The sequence below is a fragment of the Paraclostridium bifermentans genome (genome assembly GCF_019916025.1).
Lineage (GTDB): Bacteria > Bacillota > Clostridia > Peptostreptococcales > Peptostreptococcaceae > Paraclostridium > Paraclostridium bifermentans.
The window spans coordinates 1,135,096-1,161,111 of the sequence record NZ_CP079737.1; the positions used below are offsets into that span (position 1 = coordinate 1,135,096).

Sequence of the window (26,016 nt, forward strand, 5' to 3'; positions counted from 1 at the left end):
CCTTATTATTTTGTTATTTAATATTTTGTTCTAAGTCATTATGATTTAAAGGAGTACCCCTTTTAATATCTTTATTTACTTTTTTGCCTATCACATCATAGTAGTATTTAGGGTGCATGCCGTAACCAGGTCTTATAGATCTTAAGTTATCTTCTTTTAGAATTTCACCTTTTTTTATATCTTTAACTACAAATAAAGATCTAGAAAATTTAATATGTTTTTTTAAGTCATCTTCATTATTATATGAAATTTTACCTATGCATTTTTCAACTTTTCTTATAGATTCAACCATTTGTTTAAATTGATTTTTATCTAGAGAAAATGAAGAATCAGGACCCCCTATACTTCTATCTATTATAAAGTGTTTTTCTATTATTTTAGCACCAAGAGCAACAGCGGTTATAGGAACTTCTATATCAACACTATGGTCAGATAAACCAACTATTGTATTAAAAGTGTTTCTCATATTAGGGATGGTATCCAAATTAGAATCTTCTAACTTTGCTGGATAAGATGATGTACATTTTAATAAAGCAATATCTATGTTATCTATTTTTTTACATGCGCTTAAAGCTTCATATATATCATTTTTAGTAGCTACTCCAGTAGACAATATAATAGGCTTATTTTTAGAAGCAATGTATTCTATAAGTGGAATATCTCTAATTTCGAAAGACGCTATCTTATATGCTGGAACGTTTAAGGATTCTAAAAAGTCTACTGATGATTTATCAAATGGAGTTGAAAATAATGTGATACCTATTTTATTTGCATAATCAAATAGTTCTTCTTGCCATTCCCAAGGAGTATATGCGCTTTGATACAATTTATATAATGTAGTCCCATCCCATATGCTACCTTGATTTAATTTAAAGTAATCATTGTCACAATTAATAGTTAAGGTATCAGGAGTATAAGTTTGAATTTTAACGGCATTGGCTCCACATTCTTTTAAAGTTTTGATGCTTTGTTTTGCTATATTTATATCACCACCATGATTTGCTGATAGTTCGCCTATTATGTAGCAAGGTGAATCATTAGATATTTTAAAATTATCTATAATCATAAATACACATCCTTAAGATTTATTATTCGAATTCATAATTTGTTACAATTAGCATTGCATCTTTTAGTTTTATAAATAAATTGGAGTTATTAAAGACAACTGTTCCTATATCTAAACTTTCATACTGAGGTGAAATATTATAATCTAATCTAGCTCTCCAAATAATTATTTTCTTGTTGTTATGATATAAAAATGCTCCGGGATATGGTTTTGAAATTGCTTTTATGAAATTCATGATGTCTTTTGAAGGTTTTGAAAAGTCAATTTTACCGTCATCTTTACTTCTTTTATTTACATAAAATCCTTTTGATAAATCAGGTTTTATTAAATTTAAGTTGTTACTTTCTAAAGCTCTTATAGCGTTTAATACTATTTTCGGGTAAATATTTTTGACTTTATTTAATAAATCAGATATATAGTAATCTTCATCTATTTTTATTTTCTCTTGTAAGATTATATCTCCTGTATCTATACCTTCATCTATGAAGTGAACAGTAACTCCACTGTACTCTTCACCGTTAATCATAGCCCAGTTTAAAGGGGCACGACCTCTATACTTTGGTAGTAAAGATGCATGTGTATTTATACAGCCTATAGTTGGCAAATTTATAATGTCTTTTTTTAGTATTTGATCAAAATTTACACAAACTATTAAATCTAAGTTTAACGATTTTATTTTATTTAAAAAATTTTGGTCGTTGATGTTTTTTTCTTCGTAAAGATTTAAATTAAACTTATTTGCGACTTCATCAACTCCACGATACCAATCATTATCATTTTTAGATACAACTACACCAACTACATTTACATTATTATTAATTAAATGCTCTAGTGTTTTTGCGCCTAATTCATGGCCACCCATAAACAATATGTTCATAAAAAACTCCTTATTTAAATAATTTTTTTATTTCATTTACTACATTTTTAACTCCAGTTTTACATACTACACCCTTACAGTTATCGCTTATACTTTTCCTAAATTCATAGTTGTTGGTTAGTTTAGCAAAGATTTCATTAAATTTGTCCTCAGTAAGTTCATAAAACCAACCTCCATAAATACAAGTATTAATGTTTGATAACTCCTTACATATAAGTTCTTGATTGTCAGCTTGTATGATTAAGATTGAAGGAATTGAAAGCGATAAAAGCTCATAAGCAGTACTACCAGATGCTGATATAGCTATATCATTTTTAAGCATTATAGACTTCATATTATCTGGATTAAATATTAAGTTTATATTAGATTTGCAACTTGCCAAAGCTTTAAGTTTATTTAGATTATTAAATTTTTCATTTATAATTACATTGAAGTTTATATAGTTAAACTCATATAGATATTTTAAAATTGTATAAGTATAGTTATTTACATCAGTTCCGCCCATAGTAATTAAAACATTTGTACAAGTTTTATTTATTGATATATAGTCATTTTCTTGAAATTCTTTTCTAAATAAACAGTAGTTACATCCCAGCAAATACCTTGTTTCATCATTGAATTTATAGTTTAATTTGTGAGCATATATATTGTAGTTAATAACTATATCACTTATATAATCATATAAGTTAGTATCATCTATTGATACTAAATATTTAACTGTATTTTTCATTTCTTTAAAATAAAAATTATTGAGATTATAAGAGTCTGTTATTAATAAATCTATATTTAAATCTTTAATTATTTTTTTAGTTTCTTTTATTTCTAAATTTAAATTTTTAGATGTTAAAGACTTATATTCAAATCTATGTTTGTTTAAAAAATCTATTATATAAGTATCATCATCAATTAAGAAAAAAACTTTAAAGTTATTAAAAATTAGTTCTTGAGCTAATGATATACATCTTGCAACATGGCCTAATCCTTGATTTTTATTTCCACCAGCTCGAATAGCTACATAGTTCAAATAAATCACCTCTATAAATTAATATATTGAGAACTATTTTTTCATATGATTAATAGTATAAATGTTAAAAGAAATTTTATTTATTTGAACACTAAAAATTTTCACAGGCATATTGTAAAACATAGTTAAATTTGCTTTAAGGAGGAGTTTATGTTAGCAAATAAAAGTATTTTAGTTACTGGGGGAACAGGATCGTTTGGACAAAAATTTATAGAAAGAGTTTTAGTTAATTATGATATAAAGAAAATAATTATATATTCAAGAGATGAGTATAAACAAGATATATTTAAAAAGTATTTGTTTAATAAATATCCCCAAAAAATTTCAAAAGTAAGATTTTTCATAGGGGATGTTAGAGATAAAGATAGGATAAAAAGGGCTACAAAAGATATTGATTATATAGTTCATGCTGCAGCGATGAAACAAGTTCCATCATGTGAATACAATCCTTTTGAAGCAATAAAAACTAATATATATGGGGCTCAAAATATAATAGATGCAGCTATTGATAATGATGTATGTAAAGTTATTGCACTATCAACAGACAAAGCTGTCAATCCAATAAATTTATATGGAGGAACTAAATTAGTTTCAGATAAACTTTTTATATCTGCAAATGCATATTCAGGTCAATGTAGAACAAGATTTTCGGTTGTAAGATATGGGAATGTGGCAGGAAGTAGGGGGTCAATAATACCATTTTTTAAAAAAATAATAGAAAAACATGAAAAAGAAATTCCTATTACTGATGAAAGAATGACAAGATTTTTTATATCTTTAGATGAAGGTGTAGATTTAGTTTTAAAAGCCTTAAAAGAAAGTAAGGGTGGAGAAACATATATATCTAAAATACCTTCATTTAAAATTACAGATATTGCTAGAGCTATGCTTAATGATTGTGATTTTAAATTTATAGGTATTAGAGAAGGAGAAAAACTTCATGAAGTAATGATAACTAAGGATGATTCGAGAAATACATATGAATATGATAAACACTATATAATATATCCAAATTTTGAGTGGTGGAATTTTGAAAAACACTTTACACCAGGAGGTAAGTTAATCGAAGATGGATTTGAATATAATTCAGGAAATAATATCGATTGGTTAAATATAGATCAATTAAGAGATCGATTAAATGATTTAAATCTATATACAAAAGATGAATTTGAAAAATTTAACCATAAGGAGGAGTAATAATGAGTGCAATTAACGGGGGTAAACCTACTAGAAAAGATTATCTTCAATATGGAAGACAATATATAGATGATGAAGATATTATGAGCGTTATACAAGCTTTAAAAAGCGATTTTTTAACAACAGGGCCATTAGTTGAAGAATTTGAAAGAAAGTTTGCAGATTATGTAGGTGCAAAATATGCAGTAGCTGTATCAAATGGAACAGCAGCACTTCATATTGCTTGTTTAGCTGCAGGATTACAAAAAGGTGATGAAGGAATAACGACTCCAATTACATTTGCTGCATCATCAAATTGTATGCTTTACTGTGGGGCAAAGCCAGTTTTTTGTGATATAAATTTAGATGATTACAATATAGATGAAAATAAACTAAATTCATATATAAATGAGAATACAAAAGTTATATTACCTGTAGATTTCACAGGACAGTGTTGTAATATAGGAAAAATAATGAGAATTGCTAAAGAAAACAACTTAATTGTAATTCAAGATGCATCACATTCTTTAGGAACCAAATATCTAGATAAACAAATTGGTTCAATTGCAGATATGACAACATTTAGTTTACATCCTGTAAAGACTATAACATCAGGTGAAGGAGGAGTAGTAACTACTAACTCATTAGCTTTATATGAAAAGTTAAAGTTATATAAAACACATGGAATAACAAAAAGCAAAGGGAATTTGAGAAATAAGGAACATCCAGAGTGGTATTATGAACAAATTTATTTAGGATATAACTATAGAATTACAGATTTACAAAGTGCATTGGGAATTAGCCAATTAAGTAAAATTGAAAAATTTATAGAAAAAAGAAAAAAACTAGTAAACCTATATAATAAATTATTAAAAGATATGGATGGAATTATACTTCAAAAAGAAGAGGATTATAGTGACACAAGTAGGCATTTATACATTATAAGATTAGATTTAAACAAGTTTAAAGCAACTAGAGATGATATATACAATGCATTAATAGCTGAAAATATAGGTGTAAATATACATTATATACCTGTTTATAAACATCCCTATTATAAAGAAATAGGATATGAAGATGTAATATGCGAAAATGCTGAGACACTTTATAATTCTAGCATAACACTACCATTACATGTAAATATGGATGAAAGTGATATAAATGATGTAGTAAACGCATTAAAGGATGTATTGGACTATTATAAGAGGTGAAAAAATGAATATTGTTGCTATAGTTCAAGCTAGACTTGGATCAAGTAGATTGCCTGGGAAAGTTATGAAAAAAATATGTAAAAAAACAGTACTAGAGCATGTTTATGAAAGACTTAAATTAAGTAAGTATTTAAATGATATAGTAATAGCAACTACTGATAAAGATGAAGATAAAAAAATAATAGGTTTATGCGAAGAATTAGGGATTAATTATTTTATAGGTAGTGAGGATGATGTTTTAAGTAGGTACTATAATTGTGCTAAAAAATATAATGTAGATACAGTTGTTAGAATTACTTCAGATTGTCCTCTTATAGATAGTAAAGTTTTAGATGAAATGTTAAGTTTTTATATCAATAATAAATATGATTTGGTAACAAATGCAGGAGCTGAAATTTACAGAACTTATCCAAGAGGATTAGATATAGAGATATTTTCTTTTAATTTACTTAAGACAGCATATCTAAATGCAAATCAAAATTATGAAAAAGAGCATGTAACTCCATATATATATGAAAATGGATTTAACATACATTACTATAAAAACAATAAAGATTACTCTAAATATAGATTAACACTGGACACAAAAGAAGATTTTGAATTAATAAATAAAATTTATTGTGAGCTTTATAATGATAATCATAATTTTTTCTTGGAGGACATAATAAAAGTTTTAGAAAATAATCCTAAATTAGAACTAATCAATAAATATATTAAACAAAAAAATATAAAACAATAAAACTAAGAGATGGTGATGTTGTGAGCAAAGCATATAAAACTATAAATGTACAAATGGATGGGGAAAAATTAGCAAAGTGTAAGAATGCAAATATGAGCTTTAAATTTAAGGAAAGTGACAGGTTTTTAGTTAAAGGACATGTAGAAACATCTGAGGGAAGATGCCTTAAAAATGCAGGAGTGGAGGTAATTAGAACAAATCTTAGAAATCAAGAAAAAGATATACTAGGGGTTGTATTTACTGATGAAAATGGAAATTATAGTGTTTCATTACAAGTCTATAAATGCTATGGATATGTATTTAAGGTATACTCTCCTGTGAATTAAGCTAGGGAGTGACAATATGAAAAGAAAGTTTATAAAAAATTTAATTAAGGGATATGTAAAGTACAGTGATTGGGAGATTGTAGGTAATGCTGTAGTCATTATATATATAAGATATCAAAATGAATACAATAAATGGATAAAGGAAGAAGTTGGGTATACAGTAACAAATGAATTTGGAGAATTTTGTTTTGCTCTAAATCAGTATAACTATAAAAATTTAGAGTATATAATAGAAGTTTTTGAACCGTTAAATTAAAAGCATATTTGTATTAAAGTAGCAAATTAAAACTGCTAGTCATATATATATTAAAGAGATTCAGGTCTCTTTATAAAAGGTAAACTAAAAATATATCAGAGGAGTGCAACTATATATGGCGCAAACAACGACTTATAGACCAGGTACAAAGAAAATGACAGCAGCATCAACAGAAACAAATAATGGAAAGTCAGCTCAAATATCAACACTTACTTTAGCTAAATGGAATAGATTTATAGCATTTAATAAATTAGTAAATCCTAGTGGAACTCCATTAGTTGATGCAGGTGTAAGAATTTATCAATTAGCTTCAACAGGTGTAAGTTTATTATCTAGTAACTTAATAGCTACAGTGTTTACAGATGCACAAGGTGAATATGGTATATCTCTAGATACATTAACATCTCCAGCCGTTTATGCATTTGAAGCATTCACAGCAGGAAACTAATAAATAAAAATAAGCTAAGGCTTTTAGCCTTAGCTTTAAATTAAAATCTAGGAGGATTATATAATGGGTGAAAAAATAATAATAGATGGAAAAGAATATAACAAATTAGAGATAGTTAAAATAAAAGTTGATGATGAAGAAAAAGAAAAAAATCAAATAACAGCAGAGGATACGAATGGCAAAGAAAGTATACAAATAAAAATAGTAGTTGATGACAAAAAATAAATGGATAGTTTAAGTTCCTCTAAAGTTGTTATAGATAATAATTGCATAGTTAGCAATGAAATCATAAATTTAAATATATTCTTGAAAAAGAATAATTATAATCTTATAGAAGGAACTGTATATAGCCCAGATAAACATATTATTGAAAATGCTTGTATAGAAATAATTGAAATAGATAAACGAACACTTGAAGAAATTTTATTAGGGTATTGTTTTACTAACGAATATGGGAGATATGGATATACATTAAACATAAAAGAAAATTGTTATTATGTATTTAATGTGTATAGTCCTCTATAAGACTAATTAAAAGCGGGGGTAATTTTGAAGAGTGAACAATTAGAGTTAAAAGAAAATTTAAAAGATATAAGATTTGATGAAATCATCATAATGTTTGGATTTAATAAAGGCGAATATTTAGAATGCTTAAAAGAAAGCATTTGTGAAAAAAATAAGGTTTATATAATAGAACCAAACGATAATGAATATGAACAATATAAAGGTAAAATAAATGATAAAAGTATTAGTTTAATATCTATTAATGATGAAAACTTAGATTTTATATTAAGTGAAATAATAAATAGTAAAACTTTCTTGAATTTTAATGTTCAAATATATGAGAACTATGATGTTTTGTATGAGGAAGAATGGATTAAATTAAAAACATTGATAGATAGCTTATATAATAAATGTAGTGTTTACTTATCTACAATGGAAACATTTAAAAAAATAACTTTAGAAAATATATTATCAAATTTAAATGAAATAAATTATTCATATAAATTTGATTCATATATTAATGTAAATAAAAATGTTCCATGTATCATAGTTTCAGCAGGGCCTTCTTTAGATGAAAATTTAGAAGTGATGGTGGAAAATAAAGATAAATTAGATAAGTTTTTTATAATAGCTGGAAATAGAACATTAAAACCATTATTAGAAAATGGAATAAAACCAGATGTTGTTATATCAGTAGATCCACAGGATATAACATATGATATGTTAAAAGATGATTTTTACGCAAATGTACCTTTGATATACTGTGAAAAAAGTAATTGTAAATTAGTAAGAGATTATGAAGGCAAAACAATAGTAGTATCGCAAGGAGCATTAAATAGTATAGAAAATTTAAAAGATATGATTGTATGTATGAGTGGAGGATCTGTAGCACACACTTGTACGGATATTGCATTTTTATTAGGTTGTAATCCTATAGTTTTTGTAGGTCAAGATTTCGCATATACAAATGAAAAAAACCATGCATTAGTTGCAAGAAATAAAATAGATAGTGAATTTAATAAAGAAGAATGTATAATTATAAAAGATATAAATGGAAAGGACATATATAGTTGCGACATCCTAAATTTATATAAAGAAAATTTAGAGAACATGTTAAAATTGTATACTCAATTAAATAAAGACATAGAATTTAAAAATGCATCCTATGGAGCTAATATAGATTACGCTAAACATGAGGAATTAAGTAACATATTAAATTATAATTATAAAGAGAAGAAAGTAAATATAGATGATATTGGAGAAAATATAAGTATAAATACTGAAGAGATAATAATTTCTATAAATAAATATTTAAATGAAACAAAAAACAATATTAAAAAGTCAAAAGAAATATGCGAAAATATATTAAGACAGCCTAATCAAGATAATATAATGCAATTTGGATTAGTTTTAAAATGTATAGATGATTTTATGAAAAATGAAAATAACATATATATAGAAGGCTATATATCAAGCTTTTTAGTATATATAAAAGAGAAACTGTTTAGCATGAAATCTAGTGAATATGATAAATTGTCAAAAGACATAATATATCAATGCAAGATTTTTAGAGAATATATGAATGATTTAGATGAACTTTTAAGTGAAATATTAGAAGTTGTAGAAAAATTTTAAATAAATTAAAGATCAGTATAAGTTTGTTGTAATAAAAAATTTATACTGATTTTTGTATTTATATAAGGAAAGTAAGGACAGTGTAACAATAATTACGAAAATGATATATTTTTTAACACACCATTACAAAGCAAATTTTATATGATATATAGGAAGAAAAAACTTAAAGGGAGTGAATATCATAAAAAAATTTGTAGCTTTTATTGTGTGTGTACTCATGGTAGTTGGAAATACTGCCTATGTAGCTGCTAACAGCTATAAATCCAATGAAAAAAACACTAAGTATGTTATAGCTCAAAATACAATTAATAAGATGAAAGTAAATGCCAGTTCATTAAATATAAGAAGTGGACCAGGTACAAATTATAAGAAAATAGGAAGCTTAAAAAGAGAAGCTGTTATTGATACTATAGATAAAAGTGGAATATGGTACAAGATAAAATATAAAAATAGTTATGGGTGGTGTAGTGGAGATTTTTTAGTACAAGTAAATAATACAAATGATAATAATGGAACATTAAATAATAATAATCAAAATTTATCAAAGGGAGATTTTATAATAATAAAAACATCAAATAATACTATGGCGTATTATAAAGATGGTATTTTGGTTAAAGAATTTAATGTAGCTACGGGAAAAAAATCAACTCCTACACCAAAGGGAAAATTTAAAATAGTAAATAAAATTGTAAATAGACCTTATTATAAAGACAATATAAAAGGTGGAGATCCTAGAAATCCTTTAGGAAATAGATGGTTAGGACTTCAAGTAGGAAGCACTTATGGAACTACTTATGCTATACACGGAAATAATAGTGAAAGTAGTATCGGCAAGAGTGTATCAGCTGGATGTGTTAGAATGCATAATAGTGATATAAAATGGTTGTTTGATCAAGTTCCAAAGCAAACTACAGTTATAATAAGTGATTCAAGTCAAAGTTATAAACAAATCGGAACATCTTATAATATTAATTTACAAAAATAGACTAGAGTTAAACTCTAGTCTATTTTTGATAATTTTTGAGGTTGTTTTTTATTAGCCATATATCTATTAACGTATATGATGATTACTCCCATTATAGGAACTGATAACATCATTCCGATAAATCCTGTATAATTACCAGCAAGTGTAACTGCTAGTATTGTAAGAACAGGTGGAACTCCAACTTGTTTTCCTACAAAATGAGGCTCTAATATAGCACTTTCTAATTGTTGAACAACTACCATTACAACTAAAACCCAAAGTGCTTTGTTAAATGAGAAGAATAGGTTTATAAATACAGCAACTACAGTACCTATAATTGGGCCAAAGAATGGAATCATATTTGTGATACCAATTATTATTCCGACAAATACGGGATAATGAGATTTTAATAAAACTAAGATTATAGTACAAAATGTTCCGTATATCAAAGAGTCTATAAATTTAGCAATTATATAAGAACCTATATTTTTATCAAGTATTTTACCAAATTCTTTTGCTTTTAAATAGAATTTACCAAATAAACATTCGCATAAGTCATTAACTATTTGAATTGTTTTTTCTTTAGAAATTAAGAAGTAAATAGAAATTACAATTCCTAAGAATATATTTACTGTGTACGTTACTACTAAGCCTATAAGTTCTAGTAATGTTTGACTAAGAACTCCTGCAATTGATGTCATAGTAGGGATTATAGAATTTGTAATAAACTCTTTTATTTGTAGTGTAGACTCAGGATTATTAGTGCTTATTTTAAATGTTGAAAGTATAGAGTTTATTAAATCCTCGATTTCATTTATATTATGAGGCATAAATGAATATAGATCAGTTATATTTTTTTGTATAATTGGAACAACATATAACCATACGAATACTAAACAAGCTAGTAGTACTCCGTATATTATAGCTACACTAATACCTCTATTTAGCTTAAACTTATTTTGTAAAAAAGTCATAGGCTTATTAAGTATATAAGCGATTAAGAAACCTATTATAAAAGGAGTTAACACACCTGAGATTATTGTAATATTAGTTTTTGTAAATGTTATAATGTGATCAAAATTTTTGTAAAGTATAACTCCTATAAAAAATACTACAATAGGAATTATATACCGTACCGAATTTGAAATTTCGTCAAGTAATTTTTTCATATGTCCCCCTAAAAATAAATTTTGAAAATTAATATTCTATGTAGTATAACATTTTTTTTATTAACTTTAAACCACAAAAATATAACAAAAGTTTAAATGTATTTTTATTTATTTGAAAGCTATAGGTCAGTTATAGTAAAATTAAGAAGTAATATAAACAATTATGATAAGGGTTGATGATATTGAATAGTACTTTAAATAAAAGGCAAAGTAAAATTATTAATATATTAAAAAATAGTAAACAACCTATAAGTAGTAAGGCATTAGCGGAAGATATAGGTTGTTCTACAAAGACAATTCAAGTAGAAGTGAAAAATATAAACTCTATAATGGATAGTGTGAAAATAGAATCTGCAAGAGGCGTAGGATATAACTTAGTTGGAGATATAGGTAGTTTAAAGGATATAAAAGATGAATCTATAAAAGATGATTTTGATAGAGTTAGTTATATACTTAAAAAAATAATCCTACTATACAATGGAGATACATTAAAAATAGAAAACTTAGCGGATGAAATGTATGTTAGTCTATCAACTATAAAAAATGACTTAAAAGAAGTTAAGAAAATTCTTAAAATGTATAATCTAAAAGTAATATCAAAGCATAAATTAGGTATTGGAATTGATGGAGATAAAAATAACCTAATTAGATGTGTAATAGAAAGCAGCTTAAAGTATGAAGATATAAATATTGAAGATTTTTTTAGTGAATTTGTAAGCTTAAATATGATATCAATCCGAAATGAAATTTTAAATAAGCTTGAAAATGAAAATATTATTTTTACTGATTATGAGTTTAATAATATGTTTAATTACATACTTTTGTATTTGTCTTTAGAAAATAAGATTAATTATAAAGATTATATAGATAAATATATAATTAATTATAAAGAAAAGGTACAAAATAAAAATACTGAAAGTACAAAAAATAAGGTGTTATATTCTATAGATAAGTTTATTAAAAACTTAAAGCTTGCAACATCTATTGATTTAAGTGATGATGATCTTTTTAAAGATTATCTATGCAAACATATAATTAACTTTTGTATAAAAAATGATTTGAATATAAACAATCAAAGCATTATATCTAATGATATTAAAATTAAGTATCCATTTGCATTTGAACTAGCTAATATAGCTAAAACTACATTAGAAGAAGATCTAAATATAGATATAAATGAAAATGAAGTAGCAAACATTGCTATTCATATAGGAGGAGCACTTCAAAGAAGTTCAAGTAATGAAAATCATAAAGTTTTGAAAACTATAATAGTGTGTGCATCAGGTATAGGAACATCAATGCTTATAAAGGCTAAATTAGAATCAAAGTTTGAAAAACGACTTGAAGTTTTAAAAGTTATTCCATCATATTTAATAGATTATGTAGGTGTGATGGATGTAGATTTTATAATAGCTACAGTTCCTGTGGAAGTTAAAAATATTCCAGTGATTAAAATATCACCTTTTTTAGATGATAAAGAGGTAAAAATAATTGAAAAATTCCTAGATACGGGAAACATATATTATAATGTTAATTTATCAGATATATTTAGCGAAGACTTATTTTTTATAGATTTAGACTTTGAGAATAAGTATGATGTAATAAGTTATATATCGGATAAACTATTAGAAAACAATTATATAGATGAAGAAATGAAAAATTCTTATATAGAAAGAGAAAAAATTGCTACTACGGAAATCGGAAATATGGTAGCAATACCTCACGGAGCACATGGTAAAGTTTTTAAAAATGCTATAGCTATAGGTATTTTAAAAAGAAGTATACCTTGGGATATTGGACAAGTAAGACTTGTTGTGATGCTATCTCTTCAAAAGGAAAGTATATTAAACTATGAAGATTTATTTTCTAATATATATAAAAGAATAGATTCTATTGCCAAGGTAATAAGTATATGTGAATCTAAGAAGTATGAAAAATTTATATCTATGTTTAAATAAAAGTAAATATATCTATTTCGACAAATTTCTCTTTTGATTAAGAGAAATTTTTTGTCTTTTAGGAAAATGTATTCAAGGTTATTATAAGTATATAAGATAACACTAGCGAGGTGATAATATGATTTACACAGTAACACTTAATCCATCTATAGATTATGTAGTAAAACTAGATGATTTAAAAACTGGAGAAGTAAATAGAACAAATGAAGAATATGTATACCCAGGTGGTAAAGGAATAAATGTATCTTTAATATTAAATGAGCTTGGATATAATAACAAAGCATTAGGATTTGTAAGCGGATTTACAGGAGCATATATAAAAGATACTTTAAGACACAAAGGTTTAGAAGAAGACTTTATAAACTTAGAAAATGGATTTACAAGAATAAATGTAAAAGTAAAAAGTAGTAATGAAACTGAAATAAATGGGCAAGGTCCAATAATTAACGATATGGCTTTAAATGAATTATATACAAAGCTAGATAAGCTTGAGGAAAACGATGTATTGGTTTTAGCAGGAAGTATACCAAATACATTAGATTCTTCTCTTTATGAAAATATAATGAAGAGATTAGAAAATAAAAATATAAAAATTGTAGTAGATGCAACTAAAGATTTATTGATGAATGTCTTAAAACATAAACCATTTTTAATAAAACCAAATAACCATGAACTAGAAGAATTATTTAATGTTAAGTTAGAAAATATTAATGACATAATAGTTTATGCAAATAAGTTAAAAGAAATGGGTGCTAAAAATGTATTAGTATCTATGGGAAAAGATGGTGCACTTTTAATTAGTGAAAATGGAGAGATTTTTATAAGTAATGTTGCAAATGGAGAAGTAAAAAATTCTGTAGGAGCAGGAGATTCTATGGTAGCAGGGTTTATTGCGGGATATTTAGAATCAGACTCTTACGAAAAAGCACTACAATTAGGAGCAGCTAGTGGAGGTGCAACAGCATTTTCAAATGATTTAGCAAATAGAGATTATATATACAAATTAGTAGATGAAATAAAAGTTGAAAGGAGATAAATTTTATGAGAATAGTCGATTTAATAGACAAAAGATCTATAAGTCTTGCTTTAAAAGCAAAGGATAAAAAAGATGCAATAGATAAATTGGTAGATTTAGTAAATAACAGTGGAAATTTAAATGATAGATTAGAGTATAAGGATGCTATAATAGCTCGTGAAAATCAAAGTACAACAGGTATTGGAGAGGGAATAGCTATACCACATGCTAAAACTAAAGCAGTTAAGAATGCATGTTTAGCAGCAGCAGTTTGTAAAAATGGTATAGACTACGAATCTTTCGACGGAAGTTTGTCTCATTTATTCTTTATGATAGCAGCTCCAGAAGGTGCAAATAATACTCACTTAGAGGTATTATCTAGATTATCTACTATACTTATGGATGAAGAATTTAGATCAAAGTTAATAAATGCACAAAATGAAGATGAGTTTTTAAATTTAATAGATTATAAAGAAAAAGAAAAATTCCCAGAAGAAGAAAAAGAAGAAGTTTTAGAACAAAGAGAAGTTAAAAATTCAAAATATCCTCAAGTTTTAGCAGTTACAGCATGTCCAACAGGTATAGCTCATACTTTTATGGCAGCTGAAAGCTTAAATAAGCAAGCTGAAAAGATGGGAGTTAGTATAAAAGTAGAAACTAACGGGTCATCAGGGGCTAAGAATATTTTAACTAAAGAAGAAATTGAAAATGCAAATGCTATAATAGTTGCAGCTGATAAAAAAGTAGATATGGCAAGGTTTAATGGTAAAAAAGTTATAATAACTAAAGTTGCTAATGGAATTCATAAAGCAGAGGAATTAATAACTAAAGCTGTAAATGGAGATGCTCCTATATATAATCATGGAGGAAATGTTGAATCATCAGAAGAAAAAGAGGATGAAACTGCATTTAGAAAAGTGTATAAGCACTTAATGAATGGAGTATCTAATATGTTACCGTTTGTTGTAAGTGGTGGTATATTAATCGCACTAGCATTTTTATTAGATAACTATTCTATAGATCCAGCAAACTTTGGATCAAATACACCAATTGCTGCATTCTTTAAATCTATAGGAGACGTTGCCTTTGGATTTATGTTACCTGTACTTGCAGGTTATATAGCATATAGTATAGCTGATAGACCAGCTTTAGTTGTAGGTTTTGTTGGTGGAGCACTTGCAAATGCAGGTGGCTCAGGATTCTTAGGAGCGTTACTTGCAGGATTTTTAGCAGGATATTTAGTTCTGGGGCTTAAAAAAGTATTTAGTGTACTACCAGATTCATTAGATGGTATAAAACCTGTATTACTATATCCACTATTTGGAACACTTTTAATGGGGGTTATAATGACTTTTGTAATAATACCTCCAGTTGCAGCATTAAATGCTGGTATAACTAATTTATTAAATGGACTTGGAACAAGTTCAAAGTTAGTTCTTGGATTAGTACTAGGTGGAATGATGGCTATAGACATGGGTGGACCTATAAATAAGGCAGCTTATGTATTTGGGGTAGCATCACTTCAATCAGGTCAATATGAGATAATGGCAGCAGTTATGGCAGGAGGAATGGTACCACCATTATCAATAGCTCTTGCTACAACTTTCTTTAAAAATAGATTTACAAAAGAGCAACAAGAATCAGGAAAAGTTAACTATGTAATGGGATTATCATTTATAACAGAAGGTGCTATACCATTTGCAGCAGCAGATCCTTTAAAAGTTATACCAGCTTGTGTTTTAGGTTCAGCTACAGCCGGAGCTCTTAGTATGATGTTTAATGCAACACTTAGAGCACCTCATGGAGGAATATTCGTAGTTCCAGTTGTGGGTCATCCTATAGCTTACTTAGGAGCTATAGTGGCTGGGTCTTTAGTAGGCATGTTTGCACTAGCGGCATTAAAAAAACCTATAGAAAATTAGTATAAATTAGAATAATAATTAATAAAAATATAAGAATAGACTATGGAGAGCATTTTATCCATAGTCTATTTTGCGTTTGCCTTAAAAAAATAACTTTATATAAAATTATATTAAAAAGACTAAGTGTAACAAATTACGACAGCATGGTTTTTGTATAATATTATAAATGAATTAATACATGGAGGAAAAAATATGAAACAAAAAAGATCTATAGGAATAATTATAATTAGTTTATTATGTGTATTTATGTTAACAGGATGTACAAATAGTAATCAAAGTGTAGATAACAAAGTGAATATAAATAACAATGCAGAAAAATCACCTATAGAGGTTGATGATATAGAGTTTGTTGGGTTAGAAATATCACAGCCAGATTCAATCGGGCAGAGGTATATAAAAACAAAGATAAAAAATAATTCAAACTTAACAATAACTAGCATAAGAGTTGAACTTAAAATAGGAGATAAAGAAACTACTTATATATCATCAAATAAAACACTTAATCCAGGACAGACAAGTGATGATATAAAATGTTTTGGTCCCAAAAGTGGTGATATAAGTGATATAGAAGCTAAAAGTATAAATATCAAAGTAAATGAAGATGGTAAAATGGTATTTGTAGACTATGATACAAAATTAGGTGAGTACAATGTTTTAGAAGCTAATATAGGAAAGGAAGAAGAGTAATTACTACTTCTTCCTAATATAATAAATAACCATTAAAAATGCTCCGGTCATTGCATATATCATATCTTGCATAGTGTCTTTTAAGCCACCAGCTTGAGTTGTCATATTAAAAAACTTATCAAGTAAATATTCTACTATTTCGCAAAGTCCAGACACTCCCAATGAAAAGAAAAAAATGACTATGAAAAATAATATTTTATCTATTAAAGTTGGGGTGTTATAGTATTTTAAAATATTCCAACCTATTTTTAAACTTATAAAGCCTGACCAAAAATGAAGAAAGCTATCATAAGGTTTAAATATATCATACATTCCATAGCATGAACCTATTAAAAATGAAAAAAGTACAAATAGATTTCCTACTACATACAATGTTGTATCTATTACGTAAAAGTTTTTCATGTAAGCTTTTGTGAGTATAAATAGTATGATTAAACATAAAAAACTAATAGAACTTTTTCCATACTCTTTAGTAAATAAAAAATAACCTATAGAAAAAATGTATATAGTATAAAGTAAATATCTAAATATTTTCAAACTATTTTTATTCATAAGTATACCTTCCTATATAAAAATATTTATAACTAGTATGTGTACGTTATACAAATTTATTACTATGTAAAATTTATGAAATGTTAAAAGAATGTTAAAAAGCAAAAACATGTTACAGATCTGTTGCAAAAGTTCAAAAAAAGTATATAATAATTTATATAAATAATTTAGTACTCCTTGAAGGGGAGTAGCTTTCGTTAAAAAACGATAATCAATCGCCAATTTCGGATTTAAAGATCCCGGTTGATTAGCAAGATAAACCTTGTTAGCGAGACCTTCAAGTAAACTTTATTTTAATTAAAATAGAGTTTGCTTGGAGGTCTTTATTATTTAAATAAATTAGGTGGAGGCAAATTATGTTTTATAAAAAAAGTATCGATGAAATATTAAGTCAATTAAACTCTAGTTTAAATGGTTTAAGTTCAGACAAAGCACATGACATACTATTAGAGCATGGATACAATGAGTTAAAAGAAAAAGAAAAAACTCCTACATGGAAGTTATTTTTAGAAACTTTTAAGGATCCACTAGTTATCATATTATTAATAGCGGCATTGGTTCAAGCGTTCTTAGGAGAAGCTGTAGAGTGCGGAATAATATTTGCAGTTTTAATCTTAAACTCTATATTATCTGTAGTTCAAACGAAAAAAGCAGAAGGATCTTTAGCAAGTCTTAAAAAGTTATCAGTTCCAAATGCAAAAATCATAAGAGATGGCATAAAGGTTACAGTTCCATCAAGAAATGTAGTACCGGGGGATATAATAATTTTAGAAGCTGGGGATTATGTTCCAGCAGATGGTAGAATTTTAGAATCTCAAAACTTAAAAGTTGTAGAAGGAATGCTTACAGGAGAAGCAGAACCTGTTTTAAAACATGAAGAAGTAATAAGTGAAGATGTAGCATTAGGAGATCAAAAGAATATGGTCTTTAGTGGATCTATGGTAGTTTACGGGAGAGGGACATATTTAGTAACTCAAACTGCTATGGATACTGAAATGGGTAAAATTGCAGATTTACTAGAAAATGCAGAAAATAAACAAACACCACTTCAGATAAAACTAGATGAGTTTAGTAAAAAATTAGGTGTAGGTATAGTAATATTAGCAGCTTTAATATTTGGAATAGAAGTATTTAGAGGTGGAGCAGTAGTAGATTCATTTATGTTTGCAATAGCTATAGCGGTTGCAGCTATACCAGAGGCGTTATCTTCTATTGTGACTATAGTGTTAGCAGTTGGAACTAATAACATGGCAAAGAAACAAGCTATAGTTAGAAAATTGCCAGCAGTTGAAACATTAGGATCAACAAGTGTTATATGTACAGATAAAACAGGAACATTAACTCAAAATAAGATGACAGTTGTAGATGACTTTACTTACAACCCAGAAAAAGCACTAGTAAATGATGAGTGTTTTGAAACAGCAGCAACAAAAGAATTAACTAAACAAAAGAGTTTCCTTATATTAAGCTCAGCACTTTGTAATGATTCAGACAAAACTAATGAAGGTGCTGAAATAGGGGATCCTACAGAAATAGCACTTATGAATTACACTAACAAAAGTGGATTTGATTATAAAGAAATAAGAGAAATAAATACTAGATTAAGCGAATTACCATTTGATAGTGATAGAAAACTTATGACTACTGTTAATAAGGTTGATGGAGAAGTAGTTATGTTTACAAAAGGGGCTCCGGATGTAATCTTTAATAGATGTAAGTATGCATTAGTAGGAGACGAAGTTGTAAAGGCTAGTGATGAGATAATTGATGAATATAAGAAAATGAACGAAGAGTTTTCTAATAAAGCATTAAGAGTTTTAGCATTTGCAACAAAGAGAGTAGAAAATGAAAGTTTTGTACCAACAATTGAAGATGAAAACAACTTAACTTTAATCGGACTTACTGCAATGATAGATCCTCCTAGAGAAGAAGTTTATGAAGCAGTGGAAAATGCTAGAAAATCTGGTATAAAAACTGTCATGATAACAGGAGATCATAAAACAACTGCAAAAGCAATAGCTGTAGATATCGGAATATTTGAAGATGGAGATATGGCTCTGACAGGTAGTGAATTAGATGCATTAACTGACGAAGAGTTAGATAGAGATTTAGATCATATATCAGTATATGCAAGAGTTTCACCAGAAAATAAAATAAGAATAGTAAAAGCATGGCAAAGAAAAGGAAAAGTTTGTGCAATGACAGGAGATGGAGTAAATGATGCTCCAGCTTTAAAACAAGCAGATATAGGTATAGGAATGGGCAGTGGAACAGAAGTTGCAAAAGATGCATCGGATATGGTTTTAGTAGACGATAACTTTGCAACAATAGTAAATGCTGTAGAAGTTGGTAGAACAGTTTATACAAATATTAAAAAATCTATAATGTATTTATTCTCAGGAAACTTAGCTGGAATAATAGCTATATTATTTGCAGTATTTGCAAACTTACCAAATCCATTTACTACAATACAATTATTATTTATAAACTTAGTTACAGATTCATTACCAGCAATAGCTCTAGGTCTTGAAAAGCCAGAAAAAGGAGTTATGAAGGATGCTCCTAGAGATCCAAATGAAAGTATCTTATCAAAAGGTTCTTTAGGATTTGTTGCAACTAGAGGGATTATAATAGGTGCTGTCACAATAGCTGCACAATTTATAGGAATGAAACATTCAGCTGAATTAGGAGTATCAATGGCATTTGCAACTCTTACATTATCAAGAATAATGCAGACATTTGCATCAAGATCAAATACAGAAACAATATTTGAACTTGGAATTAAAAGTAATAAATATGTATTAGGTGCAGTTGGAGTTTGTTTAATAATGTTCTCTTTAACATTACTACCATTTATGAGAGAAATATTTACAATGCCAAGTAGTTTTAACTTCACAACTTTAATGACTTGTTTTGGTCTTTCAGTACTTGCAACTTTAGCAATGGAAGTTAGTAAAGTTATAAAAAGAAAATAAATTCATATACTTTATAAATAAAACATTTGGAGGTATATATATGTATGAGTTTATAGTAATGACAATAACGACTCTTATATTAACTTCTCCAACCATTTTTATAAAGTATATAATAAACCATATGATGAGTATAATTAAATTTTATATTTGTTTAGAACAAATAATAAAATTACAATTAGAAGTTTAATAAAAAGAGTATCGAAAATTTCGATACTCTTTTTTCAAACAACGTATTGCAAAAATAAATTAAACGTATATAATGTTTATATAAATATATATTAAAAAGAGATTATAGACCCCTAAGTGAATTTTAAAGACCATAAAATTTTGCTTGGGGTTTTTTTGTATTTTAGCAAATTTAGCTAATAATTTTATTTAAATTAATGTAGGTGGAGGAAGTATATGTTTTATAAAAAAAGTGTAGAGGAGACTTTAAGCCAGGTAAATTCTAGCTTAAAAGGATTGAGCTCATCGAAAGCAAATGAATTGCTAAAAAAGTATGGGCCGAATGAATTAAAAGAAAAATCCAAGGTTCCTATTTGGATGTTATTTCTAGAAACATTTAAAGATCCATTGGTTATTATTTTATTAATAGCGGCGCTTGTGCAAATATTTTTAGGCGAAGGTATGGAATCTTTAATTATATTTGCAGTGCTTATCTTAAATTCAATACTATCTGTAGTACAAACTAAAAAAGCAGAAAGTTCACTTCAAAGTTTAAAGAAACTATCAGTTCCAAATGCAAAAGTCATAAGAGATAATAAAAAAGTTACAGTTAATTCAAAAGATATAGTGCCAGGAGACATAATAATCTTAGAAGCTGGAGATTATGTTCCTGCTGATGGAAGAATTATAGAATCTCAAACTCTTAAGGTTGTAGAAGGAATGCTTACAGGAGAAGCAGAACCAGTTTTAAAACACAACAAACCAATATTAAAGGATGTAGCATTAGGAGATCAAAAAAATATGGTTTTTAGTGGCTCTATGGTCGTTTATGGAAGAGGGGAGTATGTAGTAACACAAACTTCTATGAATACTGAAATGGGAAAAATAGCAGATCTACTTGAAAATGCAGAGAGTAAGCAAACCCCACTTCAAATAAAATTAGACGAGTTTAGTAAAAAACTTGGTGTAGGTATAGTAATTTTAGCAGCTTTTATATTTTTAATAGATATCTTAAGAGGAGCTAAACTAATTGATTCATTCATGTTTGCAGTTGCTATAGCAGTTGCTGCAATACCTGAAGCATTATCATCTATAGTAACGATTGTTCTTGCAGTTGGGACAAACGTTATGGCTAAAAAACAATCCATAGTCAGAAAACTACCAGCAGTTGAAACACTAGGATCAACAAGTGTAATATGTACAGATAAAACAGGAACTTTAACTCAAAACAAGATGACAGTTGTAGATACATATGTATATAATCCAGAAAGATCATTAGCATATAATATTAGCTTAGAGGTTGCAGCAGCAAAAGCATTATCAAAACAAGATGAGCTTATAATAATGTGCTCAAGTTTATGTAATGATTCAGATATAACTAGTGAAGGTGTTGAAATAGGTGATCCAACAGAAATTGCTCTTATAAATTATGCAAATAAAAAAGGTTTTGATTATAAGCAAATAAGAAATGAAAATATTAGGATAAGTGAATTGCCATTTGATAGTGAAAGAAAGAGAATGTCTACTGTACATAAGTTAGATGAAGATGTAGTTATGTTTACAAAAGGAGCTCCAGATGTAATATTTAGTAGGTGTAAATATGCATTAGTAGGAGATGAAGTAGTTAAAGTAAATGATAAAATTTTACATAGATACAAACGTATGAATGAAGAATTTTCGAATAAAGCATTAAGAGTTTTAGCTTTTGCTAGCAAAAGTGTTAAAGATGAAGGTTTTATTCCGACACCAAATGATGAAGAAAATCTAACTTTAATAGGACTTACAGCAATGATAGATCCACCAAGAAAAGAAGTTTATCCAGCTGTTAAAAATGCTAAAAAATCTGGTATAAAAACTGTTATGATAACAGGGGATCATAAGACAACAGCAAAAGCTATTGCTAAAGATATAGGGCTGTTTACGAATGGAGATATGGCATTAACAGGGCATGAATTAGATGCATTAACTGATGAAGAGTTAGATAAGGATTTAGAAAAAATATCAGTATTTGCAAGGGTTTCACCAGAAAATAAAATAAGAATAGTAAAAGCATGGCAAAGAAAAGGAAAAGTTTGTGCAATGACAGGCGATGGAGTAAATGATGCTCCAGCTTTAAAGCAAGCAGATATAGGGATAGGAATGGGAAGTGGGACAGAAGTAGCAAAAGATGCATCAGATATGATTTTAGTAGATGACAACTTTGCAACTATAGTAAATGCAATAGAAGTAGGTAGAACTGTTTATACAAATATTAAAAAATCTATAGCTTATTTATTCTCAGGAAATTTAGGAGGAATAATAGCTATATTATTTGCTGTAATTGCAGGATTACCAAATCCCTTTACTACAATCCAGCTACTATTTATAAATCTTGTAACAGACTCATTGCCAGCAATAGCACTAGGACTTGAAGAGCCTGAAAAAGGTGTTATGGATAATCCGCCAAGAGATAAAGATGAAAAGATACTAACTAAAGATACAATTGGATTTGTCTTAACTAGAGGATATATAATTGGAGCAGTTACAATAATGGCTCAATTAATAGGTCTTAGATATTCTCATGAATTAGGTGTTGCAATGGCATTTTCAACACTTACACTTTCTAGAATAATGCAAACATTTGCTTCTAGATCTAATACTCAATCAATACTTGAATTAGGATTTACTAGTAATAAATATGTGTTAGGTGCAGTTTGTATTTGTTTGACAATGTTTATGTCAACACAGCTTCCTTTTATGAGAGAAATATTTAATATTCCTTATAGTTTTAACTTTAACATATTATTAATTTGTTTTGGACTTGCAGTTTTATCCACAGTTTCTATGGAGATAAGTGAGTTTTTAAAAAGAAAATAAAAAATATTTATAATAATGATAAGGCTGAATATGGAAGTTAAAATGTCTATATTCAGCCGTTTTATTTTTTTATATTAAAATAAATAGTGTGTATTATTTATAGAAATAAAAATATAAATTGATATAATTATAGTTGAGAGTAGATTTTGAAAAAGGGGGTATATGATATGAGAGATCAAATTATAAAAAGCGTTGAAAATATTAAAGATGAAATAGTTAATTCAATTATTGAAAGTGTACAAATACCAAGTGTAATTGGTGAGGAAAGCAAGCAGTATCCATTTGGAAAAGATATAGATGATGTACTAAATCATATGTTAGATTTATGTGATAAATTAGGATTTAAAACTTATAAAGATAAAGAAGGATTTTATGGATATGCGGAAATAGGAGAAGGGGAAGAACTAGTAGGAGTTTTGGGGCATTTAGATGTAGTTCCAGCAGGAGATTTAAGCGCATGGAATGTAGAGCCTTTTAAGGGAACTATAATAGATGGAAAGCTTTATGGAAGAGGCACTCAAGATGACAAAGGACCTACTATTGCGGCTATATACGCAACTAAGGCAATAGTAGATGCAGGCTTTAAATTAAATAAAAGAATTAGATTTATTTTTGGAACAGATGAAGAAACTTTATGGAGAGACATGGCTAAGTATAATGAAAACAAAGAAGAGATACCTAGTTTTGGATTTACACCAGATAGTGCATTCCCTTGTATAAATGCTGAAAAAGGGTTATTACAATGTATTTTATCTTCAAATAAAGGATCAAAAGTTAATCTAAAAGCAGGAGATGCATTTAACGCAGTTCCAAGTAAAGCTACATATAATAGTATAAATTTAGTTGAATTAGAAAGTGAATTAAAAAAATTAGGGTTTGAATATAAAAAAGAAGAAAATGCTATAACAGTTATAGGAAAAAGTGTTCATTCTCAAAAATGCAATGAAGGTATAAATTCTATATCTAGGTTGTGTATAGGACTTAAAAATATCGGAATAAACACTCCAGCTATAGATTTTATATCTGAAGTAATAAAAGAAGATGCACATGCAAATTATATATTGCCAAATTGCGAAGATGTATCAGGTAAGTTAACTCTTAATTTAGGGAAAATTGATTTAAATGAAGATGGTGAAAAAATTTATTTAGATGTTAGAATACCGGTTACAGTTGAAAAAGATGAATTTGTAAGTGCACTAAGAGAAAAAGCAAATAAGTATGGATTAGATTATATTGAATATGATTGGCTTAAATCAATATATATACCTAGTGACCATTTTTTAATAAAAACTTTGAGAAAAGTATACGAACAAGAAACAAATTGCGATTCAACACCTATGGCATCTGGAGGAGCTACTTATGCAAGAGCTATAGATAACTGTGTTGCATTTGGAGCAATATTCCCTTGGGGCAAAAAGACAGAACACCAACCAAATGAGTATGTTGAAATAAAAGATATAATAAAAGCTACTGAAATTTATGCGCTTACATTATATGAACTAACTAGATAATTTGATGTATAATAAATAAGGGACCTTTCTATAAGTGAAAGGTTCCTTGTTTGTAATAAAAATAAAAAATAATTAATAATAGTTAAAAGGAAGGGGATGATTAGATGTTAAAAAATGGAGCAGTTGTGTTTTTTTCAGGAACTGGAAACTCTAAATATATAGCTAAGATTTTCAAAGAAGAATTTCAAAAACTAAATATAAACTTGGATGTTATAAATATAGAAAAAGAAAGTGGATTAAAAAAAGAATATGATTTTTATGTATTTGGAGGTCCTATACATGCAGAGATGTTACCAAGAATACTTACTGATTGGATAAATAAAAATATACCCAATGAGCCTAAAAAGTGTATAGTATATCACACACTAGCAGGAGATAAACATAGTGAAGGTAGAGTTTATTTAGCAAAACTATTAAATAAAAAAGGGCTAGATGTAGTGATAAATACATCTATACAAATGCCTAATAATTATTATCATAAGTTTTTCAAAAGAGATACAGACGAGGAAATTAAAAAAGTTTTAGATTTAGCACCAAACAAGGTAAAAGCTATTGTTACAGATTTTTTAAATGATAAAAGAAGTAATGTAAATTATAAAAAAATAACTGCTGGAACGAAATTAGTTTATGATAGTTTTTTGGTTTACGCTAAAAAATATGCAAAGAGAAATTTTTCTGTAGATACTAGTAAATGCATAAATTGTAAGATATGTGAAAAAGAGTGTCCTACTAATAATATAGTTATGAATGAAAAAAATATAGAATTTTATAATAAGTGTATAGGATGTGAAAAATGTATACATAGATGCCCGACAAATGCTATTTTATTTAAAAATGAGCCTTTTATACCATATAAAATTGAAGATTATATATAAAAAGGAAAATGAAAGGAAAATTGCAAAATATTACAGAAATGGAACAAAAACGACAAAAATGTGGAAATATATTGTAAAAATGTGTACTATAAATATCTAAAGGGT

Annotated in this window: 24 protein-coding genes; 19 read left to right on the forward strand and 5 right to left on the reverse strand. The window is 27.4% G+C overall.

Annotated elements, in window-relative coordinates; genetic code table 11:
• Positions 1-13: 13 nt before the first annotated feature.
• The 3 genes from pseI to pseG are packed head-to-tail and all read right to left on the reverse strand — an operon-like array spanning position 14 to position 2,967.
• The gene (gene pseI, locus KXZ80_RS05435; protein WP_021432442.1) at positions 14-1,066 is read right to left on the reverse strand and encodes a pseudaminic acid synthase; all 1,053 of its coding nucleotides are present in this window, start codon (positions 1,064-1,066) and stop codon (positions 14-16) included.
• A 22-nt stretch (positions 1,067-1,088) separates the two neighbouring features.
• Positions 1,089-1,943, reverse strand: coding sequence for a methionyl-tRNA formyltransferase (locus KXZ80_RS05440; protein WP_021432443.1), 855 nt, complete (start codon positions 1,941-1,943; stop codon positions 1,089-1,091).
• Positions 1,944-1,953: 10 nt separating this feature from the next.
• Positions 1,954-2,967 (reverse strand): UDP-2,4-diacetamido-2,4,6-trideoxy-beta-L-altropyranose hydrolase, encoded by a 1,014-nt coding sequence (pseG, locus tag KXZ80_RS05445; protein ID WP_021432444.1) that lies wholly within the window; start codon positions 2,965-2,967, stop codon positions 1,954-1,956.
• A gap of 150 nt (positions 2,968-3,117) precedes the next feature.
• Here pseG and pseB point away from each other — a divergent pair, with 150 nt between their 5' ends.
• The 10 genes from pseB to KXZ80_RS17805 all read left to right on the forward strand — a co-directional run bounded on the left by pseB (position 3,118) and on the right by KXZ80_RS17805 (position 10,247).
• Positions 3,118-4,164, forward strand: a complete 1,047-nt coding sequence (pseB, locus tag KXZ80_RS05450) for a UDP-N-acetylglucosamine 4,6-dehydratase (inverting) (RefSeq protein ID WP_021432445.1) — start codon at positions 3,118-3,120, stop codon at positions 4,162-4,164.
• Between the two features lie 2 nt (positions 4,165-4,166).
• Complete coding sequence (pseC, locus tag KXZ80_RS05455) at positions 4,167-5,354, forward strand: UDP-4-amino-4,6-dideoxy-N-acetyl-beta-L-altrosamine transaminase (RefSeq protein ID WP_021432446.1); 1,188 nt, start codon at positions 4,167-4,169, stop codon at positions 5,352-5,354.
• A gap of 4 nt (positions 5,355-5,358) precedes the next feature.
• On the forward strand, positions 5,359-6,093 hold the full coding sequence (locus KXZ80_RS05460; RefSeq protein WP_021432447.1) for a cytidylyltransferase domain-containing protein: 735 nt from the start codon (positions 5,359-5,361) through the stop codon (positions 6,091-6,093).
• A 20-nt stretch (positions 6,094-6,113) separates the two neighbouring features.
• The gene (locus KXZ80_RS05465; protein ID WP_021432448.1) at positions 6,114-6,419 is read left to right on the forward strand and encodes a hypothetical protein; all 306 of its coding nucleotides are present in this window, start codon (positions 6,114-6,116) and stop codon (positions 6,417-6,419) included.
• 16 nt (positions 6,420-6,435) lie between these two features.
• A complete protein-coding gene (locus tag KXZ80_RS05470; protein ID WP_021432449.1) occupies positions 6,436-6,675 on the forward strand; it encodes a hypothetical protein in 240 nt (79 codons plus the stop codon).
• A gap of 115 nt (positions 6,676-6,790) precedes the next feature.
• Positions 6,791-7,123, forward strand: a complete 333-nt coding sequence (locus KXZ80_RS05475; protein ID WP_021432450.1) for a peptidase associated/transthyretin-like domain-containing protein — start codon at positions 6,791-6,793, stop codon at positions 7,121-7,123.
• A gap of 63 nt (positions 7,124-7,186) precedes the next feature.
• The gene (locus KXZ80_RS05480) at positions 7,187-7,348 is read left to right on the forward strand and encodes a hypothetical protein (RefSeq protein WP_021432451.1); all 162 of its coding nucleotides are present in this window, start codon (positions 7,187-7,189) and stop codon (positions 7,346-7,348) included.
• Positions 7,349-7,648, forward strand: coding sequence for a hypothetical protein (locus tag KXZ80_RS05485; RefSeq protein ID WP_021432452.1), 300 nt, complete (start codon positions 7,349-7,351; stop codon positions 7,646-7,648).
• 24 nt (positions 7,649-7,672) lie between these two features.
• Entirely contained in the window at positions 7,673-9,262 is a 1,590-nt protein-coding gene (locus tag KXZ80_RS05490) for a motility associated factor glycosyltransferase family protein (protein ID WP_021432453.1), read from the forward strand.
• A gap of 205 nt (positions 9,263-9,467) precedes the next feature.
• Complete coding sequence (locus tag KXZ80_RS17805) at positions 9,468-10,247, forward strand: L,D-transpeptidase family protein (RefSeq protein WP_156344333.1); 780 nt, start codon at positions 9,468-9,470, stop codon at positions 10,245-10,247.
• A 14-nt stretch (positions 10,248-10,261) separates the two neighbouring features.
• Here KXZ80_RS17805 and KXZ80_RS05500 read toward each other — a convergent pair whose 3' ends face one another.
• The gene (locus tag KXZ80_RS05500; RefSeq protein ID WP_021432455.1) at positions 10,262-11,395 is read right to left on the reverse strand and encodes an AI-2E family transporter; all 1,134 of its coding nucleotides are present in this window, start codon (positions 11,393-11,395) and stop codon (positions 10,262-10,264) included.
• A 176-nt stretch (positions 11,396-11,571) separates the two neighbouring features.
• On the opposite strand from KXZ80_RS05500, the gene KXZ80_RS05505 reads away from it, so the two are divergent.
• From KXZ80_RS05505 to KXZ80_RS05520, 4 genes are all read left to right on the forward strand, one after another.
• Entirely contained in the window at positions 11,572-13,353 is a 1,782-nt protein-coding gene (locus tag KXZ80_RS05505; RefSeq protein WP_038285114.1) for a BglG family transcription antiterminator, read from the forward strand.
• Positions 13,354-13,471: 118 nt separating this feature from the next.
• Positions 13,472-14,389 carry a 1-phosphofructokinase gene (gene pfkB, locus KXZ80_RS05510; RefSeq protein WP_021432457.1) on the forward strand — a complete coding sequence of 306 codons (918 nt, stop codon included), beginning with the start codon at positions 13,472-13,474 and terminating at the stop codon, positions 14,387-14,389.
• Between the two features lie 5 nt (positions 14,390-14,394).
• On the forward strand, positions 14,395-16,290 hold the full coding sequence (locus tag KXZ80_RS05515; RefSeq protein ID WP_021432458.1) for a PTS fructose transporter subunit IIABC: 1,896 nt from the start codon (positions 14,395-14,397) through the stop codon (positions 16,288-16,290).
• A gap of 192 nt (positions 16,291-16,482) precedes the next feature.
• On the forward strand, positions 16,483-16,977 hold the full coding sequence (locus KXZ80_RS05520) for a hypothetical protein (RefSeq protein ID WP_021432459.1): 495 nt from the start codon (positions 16,483-16,485) through the stop codon (positions 16,975-16,977).
• A gap of 3 nt (positions 16,978-16,980) precedes the next feature.
• Here the strand turns inward: KXZ80_RS05520 and KXZ80_RS05525 are convergent, their stop codons facing one another.
• Complete coding sequence (locus KXZ80_RS05525) at positions 16,981-17,529, reverse strand: hypothetical protein (protein WP_021432460.1); 549 nt, start codon at positions 17,527-17,529, stop codon at positions 16,981-16,983.
• Between the two features lie 356 nt (positions 17,530-17,885).
• Between KXZ80_RS05525 and KXZ80_RS05530 the strand changes: the two genes are divergently transcribed.
• From KXZ80_RS05530 to KXZ80_RS05550, 5 genes are all read left to right on the forward strand, one after another.
• On the forward strand, positions 17,886-20,504 hold the full coding sequence (locus KXZ80_RS05530) for a cation-translocating P-type ATPase (protein ID WP_021432461.1): 2,619 nt from the start codon (positions 17,886-17,888) through the stop codon (positions 20,502-20,504).
• Positions 20,505-20,544: 40 nt separating this feature from the next.
• Complete coding sequence (locus KXZ80_RS05535) at positions 20,545-20,691, forward strand: hypothetical protein (RefSeq protein WP_021429219.1); 147 nt, start codon at positions 20,545-20,547, stop codon at positions 20,689-20,691.
• A 215-nt stretch (positions 20,692-20,906) separates the two neighbouring features.
• On the forward strand, positions 20,907-23,525 hold the full coding sequence (locus KXZ80_RS05540) for a cation-translocating P-type ATPase (protein ID WP_021432462.1): 2,619 nt from the start codon (positions 20,907-20,909) through the stop codon (positions 23,523-23,525).
• 167 nt (positions 23,526-23,692) lie between these two features.
• On the forward strand, positions 23,693-25,036 hold the full coding sequence (locus KXZ80_RS05545; RefSeq protein WP_021432463.1) for a M20 family metallopeptidase: 1,344 nt from the start codon (positions 23,693-23,695) through the stop codon (positions 25,034-25,036).
• Positions 25,037-25,140: 104 nt separating this feature from the next.
• The gene (locus KXZ80_RS05550; RefSeq protein WP_021432464.1) at positions 25,141-25,911 is read left to right on the forward strand and encodes an EFR1 family ferrodoxin; all 771 of its coding nucleotides are present in this window, start codon (positions 25,141-25,143) and stop codon (positions 25,909-25,911) included.
• Positions 25,912-26,016 lie beyond the last annotated feature (105 nt).

Excerpts from the sequence above, each read along its gene's own strand:
- KXZ80_RS05535 (WP_021429219.1), top strand. The coding sequence starts at position 20,545 with ATGTATGAGTTTATAGTAATGACAATAACGACTCTTATATTAACTTCT.
- KXZ80_RS05475 (WP_021432450.1), top strand. The coding sequence starts at position 6,791 with ATGGCGCAAACAACGACTTATAGACCAGGTACAAAGAAAATGACAGCA.
- KXZ80_RS05505 (WP_038285114.1), top strand. The coding sequence starts at position 11,572 with ATGATATTGAATAGTACTTTAAATAAAAGGCAAAGTAAAATTATTAAT.
- KXZ80_RS05530 (WP_021432461.1), top strand. The coding sequence starts at position 17,886 with ATGTTTTATAAAAAAAGTATCGATGAAATATTAAGTCAATTAAACTCT.
- KXZ80_RS05480 (WP_021432451.1), top strand. The coding sequence starts at position 7,187 with ATGGGTGAAAAAATAATAATAGATGGAAAAGAATATAACAAATTAGAG.
- KXZ80_RS05500 (WP_021432455.1), bottom strand. The coding sequence starts at position 11,395 with ATGAAAAAATTACTTGACGAAATTTCAAATTCGGTACGGTATATAATT.
- KXZ80_RS05440 (WP_021432443.1), bottom strand. The coding sequence starts at position 1,943 with ATGAACATATTGTTTATGGGTGGCCATGAATTAGGCGCAAAAACACTA.
- KXZ80_RS05520 (WP_021432459.1), top strand. The coding sequence starts at position 16,483 with ATGAAACAAAAAAGATCTATAGGAATAATTATAATTAGTTTATTATGT.
- pseI (WP_021432442.1), bottom strand. The coding sequence starts at position 1,066 with ATGATTATAGATAATTTTAAAATATCTAATGATTCACCTTGCTACATA.
- KXZ80_RS05470 (WP_021432449.1), top strand. The coding sequence starts at position 6,436 with ATGAAAAGAAAGTTTATAAAAAATTTAATTAAGGGATATGTAAAGTAC.
- pfkB (WP_021432457.1), top strand. The coding sequence starts at position 13,472 with ATGATTTACACAGTAACACTTAATCCATCTATAGATTATGTAGTAAAA.
- KXZ80_RS05460 (WP_021432447.1), top strand. The coding sequence starts at position 5,359 with ATGAATATTGTTGCTATAGTTCAAGCTAGACTTGGATCAAGTAGATTG.
- KXZ80_RS05525 (WP_021432460.1), bottom strand. The coding sequence starts at position 17,529 with ATGAATAAAAATAGTTTGAAAATATTTAGATATTTACTTTATACTATA.
- pseC (WP_021432446.1), top strand. The coding sequence starts at position 4,167 with ATGAGTGCAATTAACGGGGGTAAACCTACTAGAAAAGATTATCTTCAA.
- KXZ80_RS05550 (WP_021432464.1), top strand. The coding sequence starts at position 25,141 with ATGTTAAAAAATGGAGCAGTTGTGTTTTTTTCAGGAACTGGAAACTCT.
- KXZ80_RS05485 (WP_021432452.1), top strand. The coding sequence starts at position 7,349 with ATGGATAGTTTAAGTTCCTCTAAAGTTGTTATAGATAATAATTGCATA.
- pseB (WP_021432445.1), top strand. The coding sequence starts at position 3,118 with ATGTTAGCAAATAAAAGTATTTTAGTTACTGGGGGAACAGGATCGTTT.
- KXZ80_RS05540 (WP_021432462.1), top strand. The coding sequence starts at position 20,907 with ATGTTTTATAAAAAAAGTGTAGAGGAGACTTTAAGCCAGGTAAATTCT.
- KXZ80_RS05515 (WP_021432458.1), top strand. The coding sequence starts at position 14,395 with ATGAGAATAGTCGATTTAATAGACAAAAGATCTATAAGTCTTGCTTTA.
- KXZ80_RS05545 (WP_021432463.1), top strand. The coding sequence starts at position 23,693 with ATGAGAGATCAAATTATAAAAAGCGTTGAAAATATTAAAGATGAAATA.